Below are 16,219 nucleotides of genomic sequence, written 5' to 3'. Positions count from 1 at the left end.
TGGCGTGGCCTAGCGTTGTCGGGGTGAGCACGCCGATCGACCCCGCCGCGGTGGTGGCCGCGTTCATCGACGCCGTCGCGCCCTACGACCCCCACCCCGACGCCGGTCCGGTGGCGATGGTGGGGGTGCGCACAGCCATGGGCGAGGGCGTGTTCCCGGTCAGTGACCACGTGATCCGGGCCATGTGCAAGGCCCTCGCGGCCTATCGGGACCCGGAGGACAGGGGCACCTGCGTCGAGTGCGGCGGACGTCACCTCGACGAGAATTTGCACTGCCAGGACTGCGGACGGCTGCACGGCATCCTGGGGGAGGTCATCGCGCAGCACGCCCGTCGCGTGGCCGCTGAGGAGGCCACGTGAGAGTGTTGTGCGCCCGCACCCGGTGGTACACGATCAGCGGGACAGGGGCCGATAGGCGGACGAGTGGGAGGTCGGCATGACTGAGCGCTCGGTCGCGCCCCGCGCCCGGTCCGGCACGCCGGTCTACCAGGAGCGGCTGCGCGTCCTGCTCGTCGAGGACGACGAGGGCGACGCCTTCCTTGTGCGCGAGCTGCTGCACGAGGCCGACGCGCCGTTCGACCTGCGCGTGGCGACCAGCCTGCGCGAGGCCCGCGGCCAGCTGCGCGGCATCCACTGTGTGCTGCTCGACCTGGGCCTGCCCGACGCCGAGGGCATCGACGGGTTGCGCAAGCTGCTCGCGGTGGCCGGCAGCGCCGCCGTCTGCGTGCTCACCGGCCGGTCCGACGAGCACCTGGGCGTCGCCGCGGTGGCCGAGGGCGCACAGGACTACCTGGTCAAGGGCCAGGTCGACGGCGTGCTGCTGACCCGGTCGCTGCGCTACGCGGTCGAGCGCAAGCGGGCCGACGAGAACGCGCAGCGGCTGCGCGAGATCGAGCTGCGCCAGGCCGAGTCGGCCCGCCTCGAGCGTGGCCTGTTGCCCCAGCCCCTGATGTCCACCGATCGGGTGGCGGTGCACACGTTCTACCGCTCCGGCCGGGCGATGGGCCTGCTCGGCGGCGACTTCTTCGACGTCGTCCAGGTGGGCGACAACAAGCTGCAGGTGATCGTGGGCGACGTCTGCGGCCACGGCGTCGACGAGGCCGCGCTGGGCGTCGAGCTCCGGGTCGCCTGGCGCGCGCTGGTGCTGGCCGGCGTGCCCGACGAGCAGATCCTGGCCTCGCTCGAGCAGGTGCTGATGAGCGAGCGCCGGGCCCGGGAGATCTTCGCGACCGTCGCCGCGCTGACCATCGACCTCGACACCAACCGGGCCGTCGTCCGGCTGGCCGGCCACCCGCCCCCGGTGCTGCTGGGCGACGGCGGAGTCGGTCCGGTCGAGGCCCGCACCGGCATCGTGCTGGGGGTCAGCCCGCGGCCGACCCCCGCGACCGAGGTGGAGCTGCCCGCCGATGACTGGTCCCTGCTGCTGTACACCGACGGCTTGATCGAAGGGCACACCGGTGAGGGCAACGAACGGCTCGACGTGACCGGGCTGTGCTCCCTGCTCTCCGAGCCCGCCGCCCGTACGGTGCCATTGCCCGCGTTGCCGGCCTGGCTGGTCGGGCGGGCCGAGCACGCCAACGGCGGGCCGTTGGCCGACGACGTGGCCATGTTGCTGATCTCGCGGGGGAGCGGCCGATGAGCCTTTTCGACATGCGCACCTGGACGCTGCGGCGGCGCATCATCGCTCTCTGCATCACGGTCGGGGTGCTGCTCGGGGCGCTGGGTGTGTTCGCCGCGATCACCGCCGCGGGCCACAACCGTCAGCTCGACGACGTGCTCAACCGGGCCAGCCCGATGCGGGCGGCGGGGGAGTCGCTCAACACGGCGTACGTCGACCAGGAGACCGGCATCCGCGGTTTCGCGATCACCGGTGACGAGGCCAACCTCAGGCCGTACACGCAGGGCATCGCCGACGAGAATCGACTGGTCGGGCGGATCGACGCGCTGCTGAATCCGGAGGACACGCAGATCCGCGAGGCTCTGCAGCTCGTGCAGCAAAGGGCCGACGACTGGCACCGCGAGGTGTCCGACCCGGTCATCGCCCTCATCCGGGCCGAGGGCACCCAGGCCGGGCAAAACCGCCTCAAGGGCACCTCGACCGAACGGTTCGACGCCCTGCGGGCCGCCATCGGCGCCATGCAGGACGACATCCAGGTGATGCGGACGAAGTCAGCCGACGCCGCCAAGAAGAGCAGCCAGACCATGGTGGCGATCCAGATCGCCGCGGCCGCGATCATCATCCTGGCCGGGTCGGCGCTGCTCCTGCTGCTCGACCGGATGGTCAGCCGCCCGGTCACCGAGCTCGCCGGGCAGGTGCGCGAGGTGGCCGACGGCGATTACGACAGGCCCATCAGCAGCGCCGGCTCGCCCGAGCTGGCCGATCTGGCCGTTGACGTCGACGGCATGCGACGGAAGATCGCGGCCGAGCTGGCCGAGGTGCGCGAGGCCCGGGCCCAGATCGAATGGGTCAACGACCAGCTCAAGGTGCAGGCCGAGGAGCTCACCCGGTCCAACCGCGACCTCGAGCAGTTCGCCTACGTCGCCTCGCACGACCTGCAGGAGCCGCTGCGCAAGGTGGCCAGCTTCTGCCAGCTGTTGCAACGGCGGTACGCGGGGCAGCTCGACGAGCGCGCGGATCAGTACATCGCGTTCGCGGTCGACGGCGCCCAGCGGATGCAGCGGCTCATCAACGACCTGCTCGCGTTCTCGCGGATCGGCCGGCTCACGGCCGGGTTCACCGACGTGCCGCTCGACCGGGTGCTGACCGAGGTCAAGTCGCAGCTCGAGGTGCGGGCGGGTGACGACGCCGAGATCAGCTGGTCCGAGCTGCCCGTCGTCGAGGGCGAGGAGCCGCTGCTCACGACGCTGTTCGTCAACCTGATCGGCAACTCGCTCAAGTTCCGCCGGCCCGAGGTGCCGCCCGTGATCCGCATCAGCGCCGAACGCGACGGCGACGAATGGCGGATCAACGTACGCGACAACGGCATCGGCATCGAACGCGAGTTCGCCGACAAGGTCTTCGTGATCTTCCAGCGGTTGCACGCCCGGGACGCGTACGAGGGCACGGGAATCGGTCTGGCGATCGTCAAGAAGATCGTCGAATATCATGGCGGACGGATCTGGCTCGATCTCGACGCCGAGACCGGCACGTCGATCTGGTTCACCCTTCCGGTGGTGCCGGGCTTCTCGGCCGACGAGGAGTCCCCGGTGTCGCAGGAGACGAGAAAAGAGGTCACGGCATGACGGCTCCCATTCGGGCCGACGGCACCCCGATCGAGGTGTTGCTGGTCGAGGACGATCCGGGCGACGTGCTGATGACCCAGGAGGCGTTCGAGGAGCACAAGGTCCGCAACCGGCTCAACGTCGTCTCCGACGGGGCCGAGGCGTTGGCCTACCTGCGGCGCGAGGGCGATTACGCCGGCGCCGTGCGCCCCGACCTGATCCTGCTCGACCTCAACCTGCCCAAGCGGGACGGCCGCGAGGTGCTGGAAGAGATCAAGAAAGACGACGAGCTGGGCCGCATCCCGGTTGTCGTGCTCACCACCTCGGCCGCCGACGAGGACATCCTGCGCAGCTACCAGCTGCACGCGAATGCGTACGTGACCAAGCCGGTCGACTTCGAGCGGTTCATCACGGTCATCCGCCAGATCGACGAGTTCTTCGTCAGCGTCGTGAAGTTGCCGCCACGTGCTTGATCAGGTCGGCGAGCTCATCCGGGAGGTCGCGGCCACGATCGTGCTGCCGCGCTTCCGTCACCTGTCCAGCGACGAGATCGCCCAGAAGGCGCCCGGTGACCTGGTCACCATCGCCGACAAGGAGTCCGAGCAGGCGCTCACCCGCGGCCTGACCGCCCTGCTGCCCGGATCGGTCGTGGTCGGCGAGGAATCCGTGGCGGCCGACCCGCGCGTGCTCGACCGGCTCGGCTCCACGGGCCCGGTCTGGATCGTCGACCCGGTCGACGGCACCAACAACTTCGCCGCCGGCAAGACCCCGTTCGCGGTGATGGTGGCCCTGCTGCGCGACGGTGAGCCGGCCGCCTCGTGGATCCTCGACGTGGTCGGCGACAACCTCACGGTGGCCGAGGCCGGCGCGGGGGCCTACCGTGACGGCGTACGGGTCAAGGTCCGCACCGACGACCCCGGAGCGGGGGCGCTGCGGGGCGTCGTCGCCACCCACTACCTGCCGGAACACTTGCGGAAGGTGGCGGCCGCGCACACTGGCGCGTTCGGCGAGGTGACCAACGGCCACCACTGCGCGGGCTACGAACATCCCGCGGTCGCGCTCGACGAGCAGCAGTTCGCGCTGTTCTGGCGGATCCTGCCGTGGGATCACGTGCCGGGTTCGCTGATCGTGCGCGAGGCGGGCGGCACGGTGCTGCATCTGGACGGCTCGCCCTACCGCCCGACCGACAGCGAGCGCGGCTTGCTGGTCGCGGCGAACGAGGACATCTGGCGGACGGTCCGCGACACGCTCTTCCCCGACACCTCGATCCTGTAGGGCCCATGTCGGCGTACCTGGAAAGCATTTTCGGTCTGGCCGGCCGCACGGCGATGGTGACCGGCGGCAGCTCGGGCATCGGCCGGGCGATGGCGATCGCGCTGGGCCGGGCCGGCGCTCGCGTGCTGCTGGTGGCGCGTCGTCCCGAGCCGATGGCCGCGGTGATCGGCGAACTGGGCGGCTTCGGCGCCGAGGGGCACGCGATCGAGGCGGATCTCGCCGAGCGTGCAGCCGTCACCGTCCTCATCGCACAAACCCTGGACCGGTACGGCGCTCCGGACATCCTGGTCAATTCGGCCGCGGTCAACCGGCGTCCGCCGCTGAACGACCTCACCGAGGACGACTGGGACGTCACCATGGCGGCCAATCTCACAGCCCCCTTCCTGCTCGGGCAGGCTTTCGGGCCGCGGATGGCCGAGCGCGGCTGGGGCCGGATCATCAACGTGGCGTCGCAACAGGCCTTCCGGGCCTACGGGAACAGCGGGGCCTACGGCGCGTCCAAGGCCGGTCTGGTCGGTTTGACCAGGTCGCAGGCCGAGGCGTGGTCGGCCCGCGGCGTCTGTTGCAACGCGATCGCGCCCGGAGTGGTGCATACGCCCCTGACCGAGCCGGTCTTCGCGGATCCGGCGGTCGTCGCGAAACACGCGGCCCGCGCCATGATCGGCAGAAACGGCGTACCTGAAGATTTCGGGGCGTGTGCGGTCTTTCTGGCCAGCGATGCCGCCGTCGCCGTGACGGGCCAGACACTCTTCGTCGACGGTGGTTACTCCGCCAGTTGATCGATCTGCCGCTTCCCTACGTATCACGGTAGAGTCTGCCCGCGCTGACGATGGGGAGGTATCCGTGGCGGCGGTTTTTCAGCGCCGGCTCAGTGGTGTGCTCGTGCTGGTCGTGGCGGCGTGCGCGCTTCTGCTGGCGGTCACGCCGGGGGCGGCCCACGCCGATCCCGACGAGGGCGACGACAAGACGCTGCGCAGCGCACTCGAGTCCGCGGCCAAGGGCCAGGCGGTGGCGATCCAGAAGCTGAACTCGTCGAAGAGGCGCTCCGTGGCCCTGCAGAAGACGGTCGTGCAGGCGACGGCCGCCGCCAAGGCCATGGAGGGTCAGGTCAACGAGATCGCGGCCCGGTCCTACCGGCTCGGCCGGCCCAGCACCGCCTCGATGCTGCTCGACTCGACCTCGCCCGACGTCTTCCTCGAGCGCATCCAGCAGCTCGACATGATGGCCCAGCTCGACGGGCAGATCCTCGCGCAATATCGCGCATCGCTCGACAAGGCCAAGGCGGCCAAGGCGGCGATCGACAAGGAGGTCGTCGAGCAGACCAGGCAGGTCGCCGCGCTGGGCAAGAAGAAGAAAGAGGCCGAGCGCGCACTGGCCAGTGTGGGCGGTGGCGGCGTGGCCGGCGGGTTCGTCTCGGTCAACTCGCCGCTGGCCAAACCGGCGCCGCGCAACTCCGACGGCTCCTGGCCCGACGAGAAGTGCACGATCGACGACCCGACCAGCTCGGGCTGCCTGACGCCGCGGACCCTGCACGCCTATCAGGAGGCGAAGTCGGACGGCTTCACCCGCTACACGGTGTGCTGGAGCCAGCGGAACTCGGGCGAGCATCCCAAAGGCCGGGCGTGTGACATGTCGTCCAACGAGACGACGTACAAGACCTCGCCCGCGACCGGCGACGACAAGGCGTACGGGGATCGGCTCGCCGCCTACTTCGTGAAGAACGCCAGCCGGCTCGGCGTGATGTATGTGATCTGGTTCCGGCAGATCTGGCTGCCCGGCGACGGCTGGAAGAGCTACAGCGGCAGCGGCGGGGCCTCCGCCGAGCACACCAACCATGTGCACGTCTCCATGCTTTAGCGCCGCTTTTCCCAGCGGTCAGCTTCCTTCCAGGTAGCGGCGGCTAGCATCCGGCGAATGGAAACCCCGCCCCGTGCGCTTCCGTCCGGTCTGGCCACCGCCCTGGTGTTCGGCACGAGCGGGGCGGTGCTCGTCCTCGAGATCGTCGCGCTGCGGCTCGTCGGGCCCTACGTGGGCGTCACGCTGCAGGTGAGCAGCTCGGTCATCGGCATCGCGCTGGCCGCCATCGCCTACGGCACCTGGCTCGGCGGGCGCCTGGCCGACCGCTACGACCCGCGCTCGCTGCTGGTGCCGGCGCTGCTGCTGGGCGCGATCTTCACGGCCGTGACCCTGCCCCTGGTCCGCTTCGGCGGCGAGGTCCTGCGAGGCGGGGCCGCGCCGGCCGTGCTGCTGCTCGCCGCCCTGGCCGTCTTCCTGCCCGCCTTCATCCTCTCGGCGGTCACCCCACTGGTGGTCAAGCTGCAGCTCAGCGACCTCAACCGGACGGGTTCGGTGGTCGGGCGGCTGTCCAGCATGGGCACCCTCGGAGCGATCACGGCCACACTGGCCACCGGGTTCATCTTCGTCGCGGCGGTGCCGTCGAGCTGGATCATCATCTCGCTGGCGGTCCTGCTGGCCCTCGCGGGTGGCGGGCTGGCCTGGTGGCTGCGGCGGCACGGCGGGACGACGCCGCTGCCCGGCAAGCCCCGCACACGGGCGGTGCTGGTGTCGGTGGGTCTGGTCGGCGCGGGGCTGGGGGTGGCCGCGCCCAACCCGTGCGACGTCGAAACGGCCTACCACTGCGCGCGGGTGGAGGCGGACCCGGCCGAGACCGGGGGCCGTGACCTGATCCTCAACTCGGCGCGCCACTCGTACGTCGACCTCGACAACCCGCGCCACCTGGAGTTCGCGTACATCCAGTGGATCGGGGCGGTGGCCGACGTGCTGCCGGCCGGCCCGGTGGACGCGCTGCACCTCGGCGGGGGCGGGTTCACGATGCCCAGCTATGTGCGGGCGACCCGGCCCGGCAGCGACCAGCTGGTCATCGAGCTGGACGGCGGTCTGGTCGAGCTCGACCGCCGCAAGCTCGGCCTCGAGACAGGGCCCGACCTCCGCGTACGGGTGGGGGACGCGCGCGTCGGCGTGGCCGCCCAGCCGTCCCGGTCCTACGACTTCGTGGTCGGCGACGCGTTCGGGCACCTGACCGTGCCGTGGCACCTGGCCACACGCGAGATGGCGCAGGACATCGCCCGCGTGGTGCGGCCCGGCGGGATCTACGTGCAGAACGTGATCGACTATCCGCCCGACCGGTTCATCCGGGCCGAGCTGGCCACCGTGGCGGCGGCGTTCCCGCACGTCGCCGTGATCAGCAGCCGGGAGGCCCTGGACGGCGAGGTGGGGGCCAACTTCGTCATCATGGCGTCGGCCGACCCGCTGCCCACGGCGGAGGTGGCCCGGCGGGTGGCCGCGGTCGAGGACCCGGCGGTGGTGCTGACGGGGGCGGAGCTCGATGCCTTCGTCGACGACGCCCGGGTGCTGACCGACGACTACGCCCCGGTCGACCAGCTGCTGGCCGGCTAGCGATCAGCCTCGCACCACCCGCGGCGACCCCTTGCCGCCCCCTCGTGGCGCGCACCTTGGACCGCGCCGGCCTCGCGCCGCGCCGCGCCCGCCTCGCGCCGCGCCCGCCTCGCGCCGCGCCCGCCTCGCGCCGCGCCGGCCTCGCGCCGCGCCCGCCTTGCACCGCGCCGGCCTTGTGCCGCGCCGGATTTGTGCCGCGCCGGCCTTGCACCGCGCCGGCCTTGCACCGCGCCCGCCTTGCACCGCGCCGGCCTTGTGCCGCGCCGGATTTGTGCCGCGCCGGATTTGTGCCGCGCCGGCCTTGCACCGCGCCCGCCTTGCGCCGCGCCGGCCTCGCGCCGCGCCCGCCCGCCCTGCTCTCTCATCACATCGCTAAAGAGAAGCCTGTTCCGCCGGTGGCCTTGGTCGCCGGTTTCGGGATGGGGCTCTTCTCGGAGGTGCCGACTCGCCTCTGCGGTGTGCCGACCTTGCGGGACGAGCGACTGCGGCGAGGTTCGCCGCTCTGTTCGCTGATCTCCGCGGTGCCGCTCAGTGGCCGGTTCTTGCGCTCGTGACGGCTGATCGGGGTGTTGGCCAGCACTTCGGCCCGGCATCGCACGCCGTCGACGGCGAACGCCAGCGGCAACGGGTTGTAGTCGCGATACTCGCCACGCAACGTGAACGACTTGAGCTTGCCGTGACCCTTCGCGGTCACCCTGCGGCCCTTCTGAGTGACCGCGCTCGACGGGCCGGTGAGCTGCTGACTGCCCGGATAGAGGAACTGCACCCGCCACGAGCTGTGTGCCAGCTCCGCGGTGGTGGCCACGGTCAACTGGGCCTCGTAGTCCCGGCCGGAGTCACGCCGCAGCTGATAGCGCACCGCGCAACCGCCGTCGTCGCTCGGCCCGGCGGCCACCACCCCCGCGCCGGCCGCCTGAGCCTCCCGTACGTCGGGGGTGTCGCGCGCAGCGGCCCAGCTGATCCCGGCCGTCGCCACCACGGCCAGCGCCACCAGCGCGGTCTGCACCCGCTGCCGCCCGCGCGGAAGACCCGGTGCCGGCAGGCCGCCGCCCACGAACAGCCCGCCGCCCAGCGGGCGCACCTTGCCCAGCCGCAGCGCCGCCCCGATCTTCAGCCCGGCCCGCAACCGCAGCATCCGCACCGCCGGTCGCGGGCCCGGCGATCCGCCCGGCAGGCCGAGGTAGGCCAGCACGGCCCGGCCCACACCGGGCCGCCGCCGGGGCACGACCGCCGGCGGGTAGGCGGCACCCCGTACCGGCTCAGGGGCATCGGCCGCCCGCTCGACGACCGGCGGAATGATCGCCTGCACGCCGACGACCTCGGCCAGTTCGCGGGCCACGCCGGCGGCCGTGGGGCGGTCGGCCGGATCCTTCGTCAGACAGCGCAGGCACAGGTCGGCGACGGCCGGGGGCAGGTCCGGGAGCGCGGGCAGCGGCTCCGGGTCGGCGTACAGGTGCGCGCGCAGCGCCTCCGACGTGGTCTCGGCGGGCCAGGGCAGGCGGCCGCAGAGCGAGCGGTAGAGCAGCAGCCCCAGCGCGTAGACGTCGGCCGACGTGGAGACCTGGGAGCCGCCGAGCCGCTCCGGGGCGAGGTAGGCCGGGGTGCCGAGCAGGCTGCCGTCGGGCGCGGCGTCGCGCTGGCCGACGATCGCCGAGATGCCGAAGTCGACGACCTTGGCCCCGCCACCGGTCAGCATCACGTTGGCCGGGGTGACGTCGCGGTGCACCACGCCGCGCGCGTGGGCCGTGGCCAGGGCGGATGCGACCTCGACGGCGACCGTGACCGCTTGCCGCCAGGGCAACGGCCCCTGCCGTGCGATCCGGCTCGCCACGGATTCGCCGTCGTTGAGCTCCATCACCACGTACGGGAGGGAAAGGTCGTCGAGAGGTGACTCGCCGAAGTCGAAGATGCCTGTGATGTGCGGGTGGTCCAGGCGAGCGGCGGCCAGCGCCTCCTGCCGCATGCGATCGCGGAACATCTGATCGCCGGCCAGGCGCGGCGAGAGCACCTTGACGGCGACCGGGCGGCCGAGCGTCTCGTCGTAGCCGCGCCACACCTCGGACATGCCGCCGGTGCCGAGCTTCTCCACAAGCCGATACCGGCCGATACGGAGCGACCCGATCTGCCCTTTTCGCTCCGTCCGCCCCATGTGCCGATTGTGACCCGAGGGACGGGCCGCTCGAAGGCGTCCCGGGAAACCCGTAACCCTCGTGCCCAGATGCCGGGATTGCCGCTAGTCTGGCGGCGTCCTGACCGGCATCGGTTTAGGGGGTTGGCATGCAACGCACCTCGGTGGAGCTCTTCGCCCCGACGCGAGGACGCTAGGGCTTCCTGGCCGTCACTCCTCGCCCGGGGCAGTCGCCTTCGACTGTTTCCTTCGCTCGAGGAGCTCTTTTGCGTGCCCTTTTCACCGCACCGATGGGTGCGGATTTCTGGAAACTCTGGACCGCTTCCGCCGTCACCAACGTGGGCGACGGCATCACCATGGTGGCCGGCCCCCTGCTTGTCACCTCGCTCACGTCGAGCCCGGCCGCCGTCGCCGGGGCGGCCTTCGCCCAGCAACTGCCTTGGCTGCTGTTCGCCCTGATCAGTGGGGCGTGGGCGGACCGGCTGGACCGGCGGCGGCTGGTCGTGGCGGTCAACCTTCTGCGGGCGGCGGCCCTGGCCACGCTGGCCGTCGCGGTGACCCTGGACAACGCCACCGTCCCGCTCATCCTGGCCGTGTTCTTCCTGCTCGGCACCGGTGAGACCCTGGCCGACACGGCGTCCGCGGCCTTCGTCCCGGCGATCGTGCCCGCGGCGTCGCGGCCACGAGCCAATTCCCTCATGTACGCCAACTTCAACGTCCTCAACCAGTTCGCGGCCAAGCCGCTGGGCGGTTGGCTGTTCGTCGTGGCCGCGGCGGTGCCGTTCGCCGTCAACGCCGTGACGTTCGCGGTCTCGGCCGCCCTGATCGCCACGATCCGAGCCGTCTCCCCGCGTCCCGCTCCATCCGCCTCCGTCGATCCACGGTCCCCCGGACTGCGGGCGGAGATCGCCGAGGGCGTGCGCTGGCTGATGCGGCACCGCCTGCTGCGCACCCTGGCCCTCACCATGGCCGTCGGCAACGTCGCCTTCTGCGCCGCCTTCGCGATCTTCGTGCTCCACGCCGAGCAGCGTCTGGGCCTGAACGAGGTCGGCTACGGAACCCTGCTGATCGCTTTCGCGGCCGGCGGCTTCCTGGGCACCTTGGCGGCCCCGGCCCTGATCCGCCGCTTCGACGCCGCGCCACTGCTCCGACTGGGCCTGCTGATCGAAGTGGCCCTCCACGCCACTCTGGCCCTGACCCGCAACCCCCTGACCGCCGCCGCAATGATCGTCGTCTTCGGCATCCACACCACTGTCTGGGGCGTGGTCGCCACCACCCTCCGGCAACGCGACGTCCCCCCAGCGATGTTCGGCCGGGTCACGAGCGTCTACTCCTTCCTGGACCTGGGCGGCGCGGCCCTGGGTTCTCTGCTGGGCGGGGCCATAGCCGGCGCGTACGGCGTGGTCACCCCGTACTGGGTCGCCGCCGTCGCCATGACCCTGGTCGCGGCGGCCGCCTGGCGTCCGCTCGGCTCCGCCACCCTCCGAACCTCCTGACAACCCATTCCGCCCCCGGTCCCGCTCCTCGCGGGGCCGGGGTGCGGGCCCGCCGATAGGGTTGGGGCATGTCGAGGCTTGCGGTGGTCAGCGGGGGCGGAACCGGAATCGGCCGCTCGACGGCGGGAATGCTCGCCGGCGAGGGCTACGACGTGATCATCGTCGGCCGGCGCCCCGAGGTGCTGGACGAGGCGGTCGCCTGGATCGGCCCGCAGGCGTCCGCCGTCACCGCCGACGTCTCCGACCCGGCCCAGGTCGCCACGGTGGTCGCCGCCGTGGGTGACCGCCCGATCGACGTGCTGGTCAACAACGCCGGCGCCTTCGTGGGCGGCGGCCGCTCCACTCTCGACGAGGTGGCCACCCAGTGGCGGGCCAACTTCGACTCGAACGTCCTGACCGCGGTGCTCCTGACCACCGCGCTGCTGCCCCGCCTGCGCCGCCCCGGCGGCCACATCATCCTGACCAGCTCGATCGCCGCCCAGCGCGGGGGCGGCGGCCCCTACTCGGCAGCCAAGGCCGCACTGCATGGCTATGTGCTGGACCTGGCCACCGAGCTCGGCGTGGACGGCATCACCGCCAACGTCATCGCCCCCGGCTACGTCACCGACAGCGAGTTCTTCGACGGCCGGATGACCCCCGAGGGCCACCGCGCCCGCGTCGACGCGACCCTGCTCAAGCGCCCGGGCGAGCCCGACGACATCGCCGAGGCCGTCCGCTGGCTGGCCGGCCCCGGCGGTCGCTACGTGACCGGCCAGATCATCAACGTCAACGGCGGCTCGGTCCTCGGCCGCTGACCGGGCGGCCCCCAGCTGTGGCACTTCGAGGCGACTGCGGCCAGCCCGTGCGTCTTGCGCCCCACGCCGACGCAGCCCATTCGCGAGCCCTCGGCGCGGTGGGTGCTACTTCGTGCCGCCGATCCGCGAGCCCTCGGCGCGGTGGGTGCTACTTCGTGCCGCCGGTGAAGCGGCCCTCGCCCTCGCGGTTGGGCCGGAAGCGCAGCCCGGACCAGCTGTCGTCGATCGCGACCTGCCCGCACGGGCGCATGTCGTAGTCGGCGACGATGGGCCACAGCGAATCCCGGTTGATGTCGGCCTTGTTCCCCTTGGGGTAGGCCACCCAGAACACCCCCGGTTTGGCCAGGTCGGCGCGGTGCTCGTCGAGCTTCTGGCGGGTGCTCTCGGCATCGGAGACGAAGAGCACCGCCGTGCTCGCCGTGGACAGCGTGTCGACCTCCCGCACGCCTTCCGGCATCGGTGTCAGCAGTGCCACGTGAGCGGGATCCGACAGCCAGACCGTGGAGTTCGGTTTAATCAACAGCTTCTCGGCGATCGTCTTCGACATGAACCGAGCCTCGCACCGACAAGAAAAGTTGTCAACGATCTGCCAGGCGTTCTGCAGGCTCATGACCTCGTTCCGGACCACCGTGCCGGGCCCGCCGAGCACCAGCCTCCGGTAAAAACGCCGGGGCGGGCCGTCGACATGCTCGGCGGCCGGCTTGATCCCGTGGCTCCGGCGGCGATGGGGCGGCGTCGCACGCGACGGGAGGGGTGCGTAACGGCCGGACCGGAGACGCCTCAAGGCCACGCCGCCGGTCGGCCCGAGGCGCGGACGCTCCTCCGCAGCGCCGCCGTCCACACGCTCGACGAGCCGGAGCGGGCGGGCCGGAAGGCCGGGCCCCGGGCTGACGAGCGGCAAGGGGTTGCCGACGAAGTCGAAAAGGTCGGGGCGGACATGTGTCTCCGCGCGTGTGCGGGCCTGGCGGCGCCGGCGGCGGCCCAGCGCGGGGCCTTTGCCGGTGGTCGCCTGGCGGGCCGACCGGGAAGAACTGGACTGTGGAGTCACGGCTCGCTCCTTGCTCGGAGGTGCGGGGGCGAGGCCGATCCTGGACCCATCCGGCCCGGCGCCGCGCGAGATTCTTCGCCGCCTGTGGACAACGGGGCTGCCTGTGGATAACCCGCCTTCTGTCGGACCGGGCTGATAGACATGCCGGGTGACCGAGACCCGAGCGACAGCCGAGCAAACCACCGCAGCCGACCGTGCCGCCGTGCGTGAGCGGGCCGAGGCGGTGCTGCGCCGGCTCGCCGGTGATCACGCGGTGCTCCGTGAGGATCAGTGGCGGGCGATCGAGGCGCTCACCGTCGACCGCAGGCGGGTGCTGTGCGTGCAACGCACGGGGTGGGGCAAGTCCGCCGTCTATTTCGTGGCCACGGCCCTGCTGCGCGACACCGAGGGCGCGGCCGCCGGCCCCACGGTCATCGTCTCCCCGCTGCTCGCGCTCATGCGCAACCAGGTCGAGGCGGCCGCCCGGGCCGGCATCCGGGCCCGCACGATCAATTCGGCCAATCTCGACGAGTGGTCCGAGATCGAGGCGGAGATCCGGGCCGGCGAGGTCGACGTCCTGCTGATCAGCCCCGAGCGGCTCAACAACCCCGACTTCCGCGACAACGTGCTGCCCGGCCTGGCCGCCGAGACGGGCCTGCTCGTGGTCGACGAGGCTCACTGCGTCTCCGACTGGGGCCACGACTTCCGCCCCGACTATCGCCGCCTGCGCACGTTCCTGGCCGGCCTGCCCAGCCGGACGCCGGTGCTTGCCACCACCGCGACGGCCAACTCACGGGTCACCGCCGACGTGGCCGAGCAGCTGGGCGACGCGCTGGTCCTCCGCGGCCCGCTCGACCGCGACTCGCTGCGCCTGGCCGTGCTCGACCTGCCCAACCCCGCACACCGGCTGGCCTGGCTGGCCGACCATCTCGACCGGCTGCCCGGCTCGGGCATCATCTACACGCTGACCGTGGCCGGCGCGACCGAGACGGCTGACTTCCTGCGATCACGTGGATTCGCGGTGGCGTCCTACACGGGCCAGGTGGAGGATGCGGATCGCCGCGCGGCCGAGCAGGACCTGCTGGACAACAAGATCAAGGCGTTGGTCGCCACCTCCGCGCTGGGCATGGGCTTCGACAAGCCCGATCTCGGCTTCGTCGTGCACCTGGGCGCCCCGCCGTCCCCCATCGCGTATTACCAGCAGGTCGGCCGGGCGGGCCGAGCTGTCGAACACGCCGAGGTCGTGCTGCTGCCCGGCCGGGAGGACGCGGCGATCTGGCGCTACTTCGCGTCGCTGGCCTTCCCGCCGGAGGATCAGGTGCGGTCGGTGCTGGCCAACCTGTGGTCCGACCGCCCGACGTCCACCCAGGCCCTCGAGCCGCTGGTCGACCTGCGTCGCAACCGCCTCGAGATGATGCTCAAGGTGCTCGACGTCGACGGCGCGGTCCGCCGGGCGAAGGGCGGCTGGCTGGCGACCGGCGAGCCCTGGACCTACGACACCGCCAGGCTGCGCCGCGTCGCCGAGGCGCGGGCCACCGAGCAACAGACCATGATCGATTATGCGACGACCACTGCCTGCCGCATGGAGTTCCTCCGTCGCTGCCTGGACGACCCCGAGGCCACGCCGTGCGGGCGCTGCGACAACTGCGTCGGCCCACTGTTCGACGCCGAGGTGTCGGCCGCCTCGGTCGCGGCCGCCGACGCGTTCCTGGGTCATCCCGGTGTGGTCATCGCCCCTAAAAAGATGTGGCCGACCGGCCTGGGCGCGGTCGGCGTGAACCTCAAGGGCAAGCTCGCCGCGGGGGAGCAGATCGAGCCCGGCCGCGCCGTGGGCCGGCTCTCCGACCTGGGCTGGGGCAGCCGGTTGCGCGCGCTGGTCGGCCCCGAGTCACCCGACGCGTCCATCCCCGACGATCTCGCGGGCGCCGTGGTCGAGATCCTCAAGGACTGGGCGCACGGCGACGACGCCTGGGCGCTGCGCCCGGCGGCGGTGGTCGCGGTCGCGTCGAGGAGCCGCCCCGAGCTGGTCGGTTCGCTGGCTCGGCACATCGCCCAGGTCGGCCGGTTGCCGCTGCTCGGCACGGTCGAGGTGGCGCTGGACGGCGAGTCCGACGGCCGGGGCAACAGCGCCCAGCGGGTGCGGGTGCTGCATGACGCTTTCACGGTTCCGCCCGCGGTGGCCGCCGAGCTTCCGGGGCTGTCCGGCCCGGTCCTGCTCGTTGACGACCTGGTCGACTCCGGCTGGACGATGACGCTCGCCGGTCGCGCGCTGCGCCGGGCCGGCGCCGAGGGGGTGCTGCCGCTGGCGTTGGCGGTCGCGGGCTGAGCGAGCGGGGCGCGGCGACCGGGGCGCGCCAAGCGGGATGTGGGGCGCGGCGCGCGGGATGCGGCCCGGGGGCGCGCCAAGCGGGGTGCGGCGTGCGGGTGCGGCGTGCGGGCGCGGCGTGCGGGCGCGCCAAGCGGGATGCGGGGTGCGGGGTGCGCGAGCGGGATACGGGGAGGGGGTATGCTGGCGGCATGTCCGATGAGTCGACGCCGCAGCACGGTCCGCATGGCTATTCGGGGGACAAGGCGGCACTGCTCGGGCGCCTCAGGCGCATCGAGGGGCAGATCCGCGGGCTCCAGCGGATGGTCGACGAGGACACGTACTGCATCGATGTCCTGACGCAGATCTCGGCCGCCAAGAGCGCCCTGCAGGCGGTGGCGGTCGGGCTGCTCGAGGATCACCTGGCCCACTGCGTCGTCGACGCGGCGCGGGCCGGTGACCCCACCGCCAAGGTCAAAGAGGCGTCGGACGCGATCGCCAGGCTTGTCCGCTCCTGAGCGCTCTGCGTTCCGGCTCCAACCGTTTCCGAAAGGCT

14 protein-coding genes are annotated in these 16,219 nt (G+C 72.0%); 12 read left to right on the top strand and 2 right to left on the bottom strand.

What is annotated here, in order from left to right; all coding sequences use genetic code 11:
• Positions 1 to 23: 23 nt before the first annotated feature.
• The 8 genes from BKA14_RS28045 (at position 24) to BKA14_RS28010 (ending at position 7,913) form a co-directional block, all read left to right on the top strand.
• Positions 24 to 359: a hypothetical protein gene (locus tag BKA14_RS28045; protein ID WP_184953811.1), complete on the top strand. Its 336-nt coding sequence runs from the start codon at positions 24 to 26 to the stop codon at positions 357 to 359.
• Between the two features lie 76 nt (positions 360 to 435).
• A complete protein-coding gene (locus BKA14_RS28040) occupies positions 436 to 1,638 on the top strand; it encodes a PP2C family protein-serine/threonine phosphatase (RefSeq protein WP_184953810.1) in 1,203 nt (400 codons plus the stop codon).
• Positions 1,635 to 3,242 (top strand): sensor histidine kinase, encoded by a 1,608-nt coding sequence (locus BKA14_RS28035; protein ID WP_184953809.1) that lies wholly within the window; start codon positions 1,635 to 1,637, stop codon positions 3,240 to 3,242. Before BKA14_RS28040 ends, BKA14_RS28035 begins: the two co-directional genes overlap by 4 nt.
• Positions 3,239 to 3,694, top strand: coding sequence for a response regulator (locus tag BKA14_RS28030; RefSeq protein WP_184953808.1), 456 nt, complete (start codon positions 3,239 to 3,241; stop codon positions 3,692 to 3,694). The genes BKA14_RS28035 and BKA14_RS28030 overlap by 4 nt, the downstream gene beginning before the upstream one ends.
• On the top strand, positions 3,687 to 4,496 hold the full coding sequence (locus BKA14_RS28025; RefSeq protein WP_184953807.1) for an inositol monophosphatase family protein: 810 nt from the start codon (positions 3,687 to 3,689) through the stop codon (positions 4,494 to 4,496). Before BKA14_RS28030 ends, BKA14_RS28025 begins: the two co-directional genes overlap by 8 nt.
• Before the next feature lie 5 nt (positions 4,497 to 4,501).
• The gene (locus tag BKA14_RS28020) at positions 4,502 to 5,275 is read left to right on the top strand and encodes an SDR family NAD(P)-dependent oxidoreductase (protein WP_184953806.1); all 774 of its coding nucleotides are present in this window, start codon (positions 4,502 to 4,504) and stop codon (positions 5,273 to 5,275) included.
• A gap of 64 nt (positions 5,276 to 5,339) precedes the next feature.
• Positions 5,340 to 6,353 carry a coiled-coil domain-containing protein gene (locus BKA14_RS28015; protein ID WP_184953805.1) on the top strand — a complete coding sequence of 338 codons (1,014 nt, stop codon included), beginning with the start codon at positions 5,340 to 5,342 and terminating at the stop codon, positions 6,351 to 6,353.
• 57 nt (positions 6,354 to 6,410) lie between these two features.
• On the top strand, positions 6,411 to 7,913 hold the full coding sequence (locus BKA14_RS28010) for a fused MFS/spermidine synthase (protein WP_184953804.1): 1,503 nt from the start codon (positions 6,411 to 6,413) through the stop codon (positions 7,911 to 7,913).
• A gap of 364 nt (positions 7,914 to 8,277) precedes the next feature.
• Here the strand turns inward: BKA14_RS28010 and BKA14_RS28005 are convergent, their stop codons facing one another.
• Positions 8,278 to 10,062 carry a serine/threonine-protein kinase gene (locus tag BKA14_RS28005; RefSeq protein ID WP_184953803.1) on the bottom strand — a complete coding sequence of 595 codons (1,785 nt, stop codon included), beginning with the start codon at positions 10,060 to 10,062 and terminating at the stop codon, positions 8,278 to 8,280.
• Positions 10,063 to 10,307: 245 nt separating this feature from the next.
• Here BKA14_RS28005 and BKA14_RS28000 point away from each other — a divergent pair, with 245 nt between their 5' ends.
• The gene (locus tag BKA14_RS28000) at positions 10,308 to 11,537 is read left to right on the top strand and encodes an MFS transporter (RefSeq protein ID WP_184953802.1); all 1,230 of its coding nucleotides are present in this window, start codon (positions 10,308 to 10,310) and stop codon (positions 11,535 to 11,537) included.
• A gap of 68 nt (positions 11,538 to 11,605) precedes the next feature.
• Positions 11,606 to 12,331 (top strand): SDR family NAD(P)-dependent oxidoreductase, encoded by a 726-nt coding sequence (locus BKA14_RS27995; protein WP_184953801.1) that lies wholly within the window; start codon positions 11,606 to 11,608, stop codon positions 12,329 to 12,331.
• A 148-nt stretch (positions 12,332 to 12,479) separates the two neighbouring features.
• Here the strand turns inward: BKA14_RS27995 and BKA14_RS27990 are convergent, their stop codons facing one another.
• Entirely contained in the window at positions 12,480 to 12,941 is a 462-nt protein-coding gene (locus BKA14_RS27990) for a hypothetical protein (RefSeq protein ID WP_239093330.1), read from the bottom strand.
• 586 nt (positions 12,942 to 13,527) lie between these two features.
• On the opposite strand from BKA14_RS27990, the gene BKA14_RS27985 reads away from it, so the two are divergent.
• Complete coding sequence (locus BKA14_RS27985) at positions 13,528 to 15,684, top strand: RecQ family ATP-dependent DNA helicase (protein WP_239093328.1); 2,157 nt, start codon at positions 13,528 to 13,530, stop codon at positions 15,682 to 15,684.
• A 191-nt stretch (positions 15,685 to 15,875) separates the two neighbouring features.
• The gene (locus BKA14_RS27980) at positions 15,876 to 16,181 is read left to right on the top strand and encodes a metal-sensitive transcriptional regulator (RefSeq protein ID WP_184953800.1); all 306 of its coding nucleotides are present in this window, start codon (positions 15,876 to 15,878) and stop codon (positions 16,179 to 16,181) included.
• Positions 16,182 to 16,219 lie beyond the last annotated feature (38 nt).

Source organism: Paractinoplanes abujensis (assembly GCF_014204895.1).
GTDB classification, from domain to species: Bacteria; Actinomycetota; Actinomycetes; order Mycobacteriales; family Micromonosporaceae; genus Actinoplanes; species Actinoplanes abujensis.
This window is presented reverse-complemented; position numbering and strand designations above follow the sequence as displayed.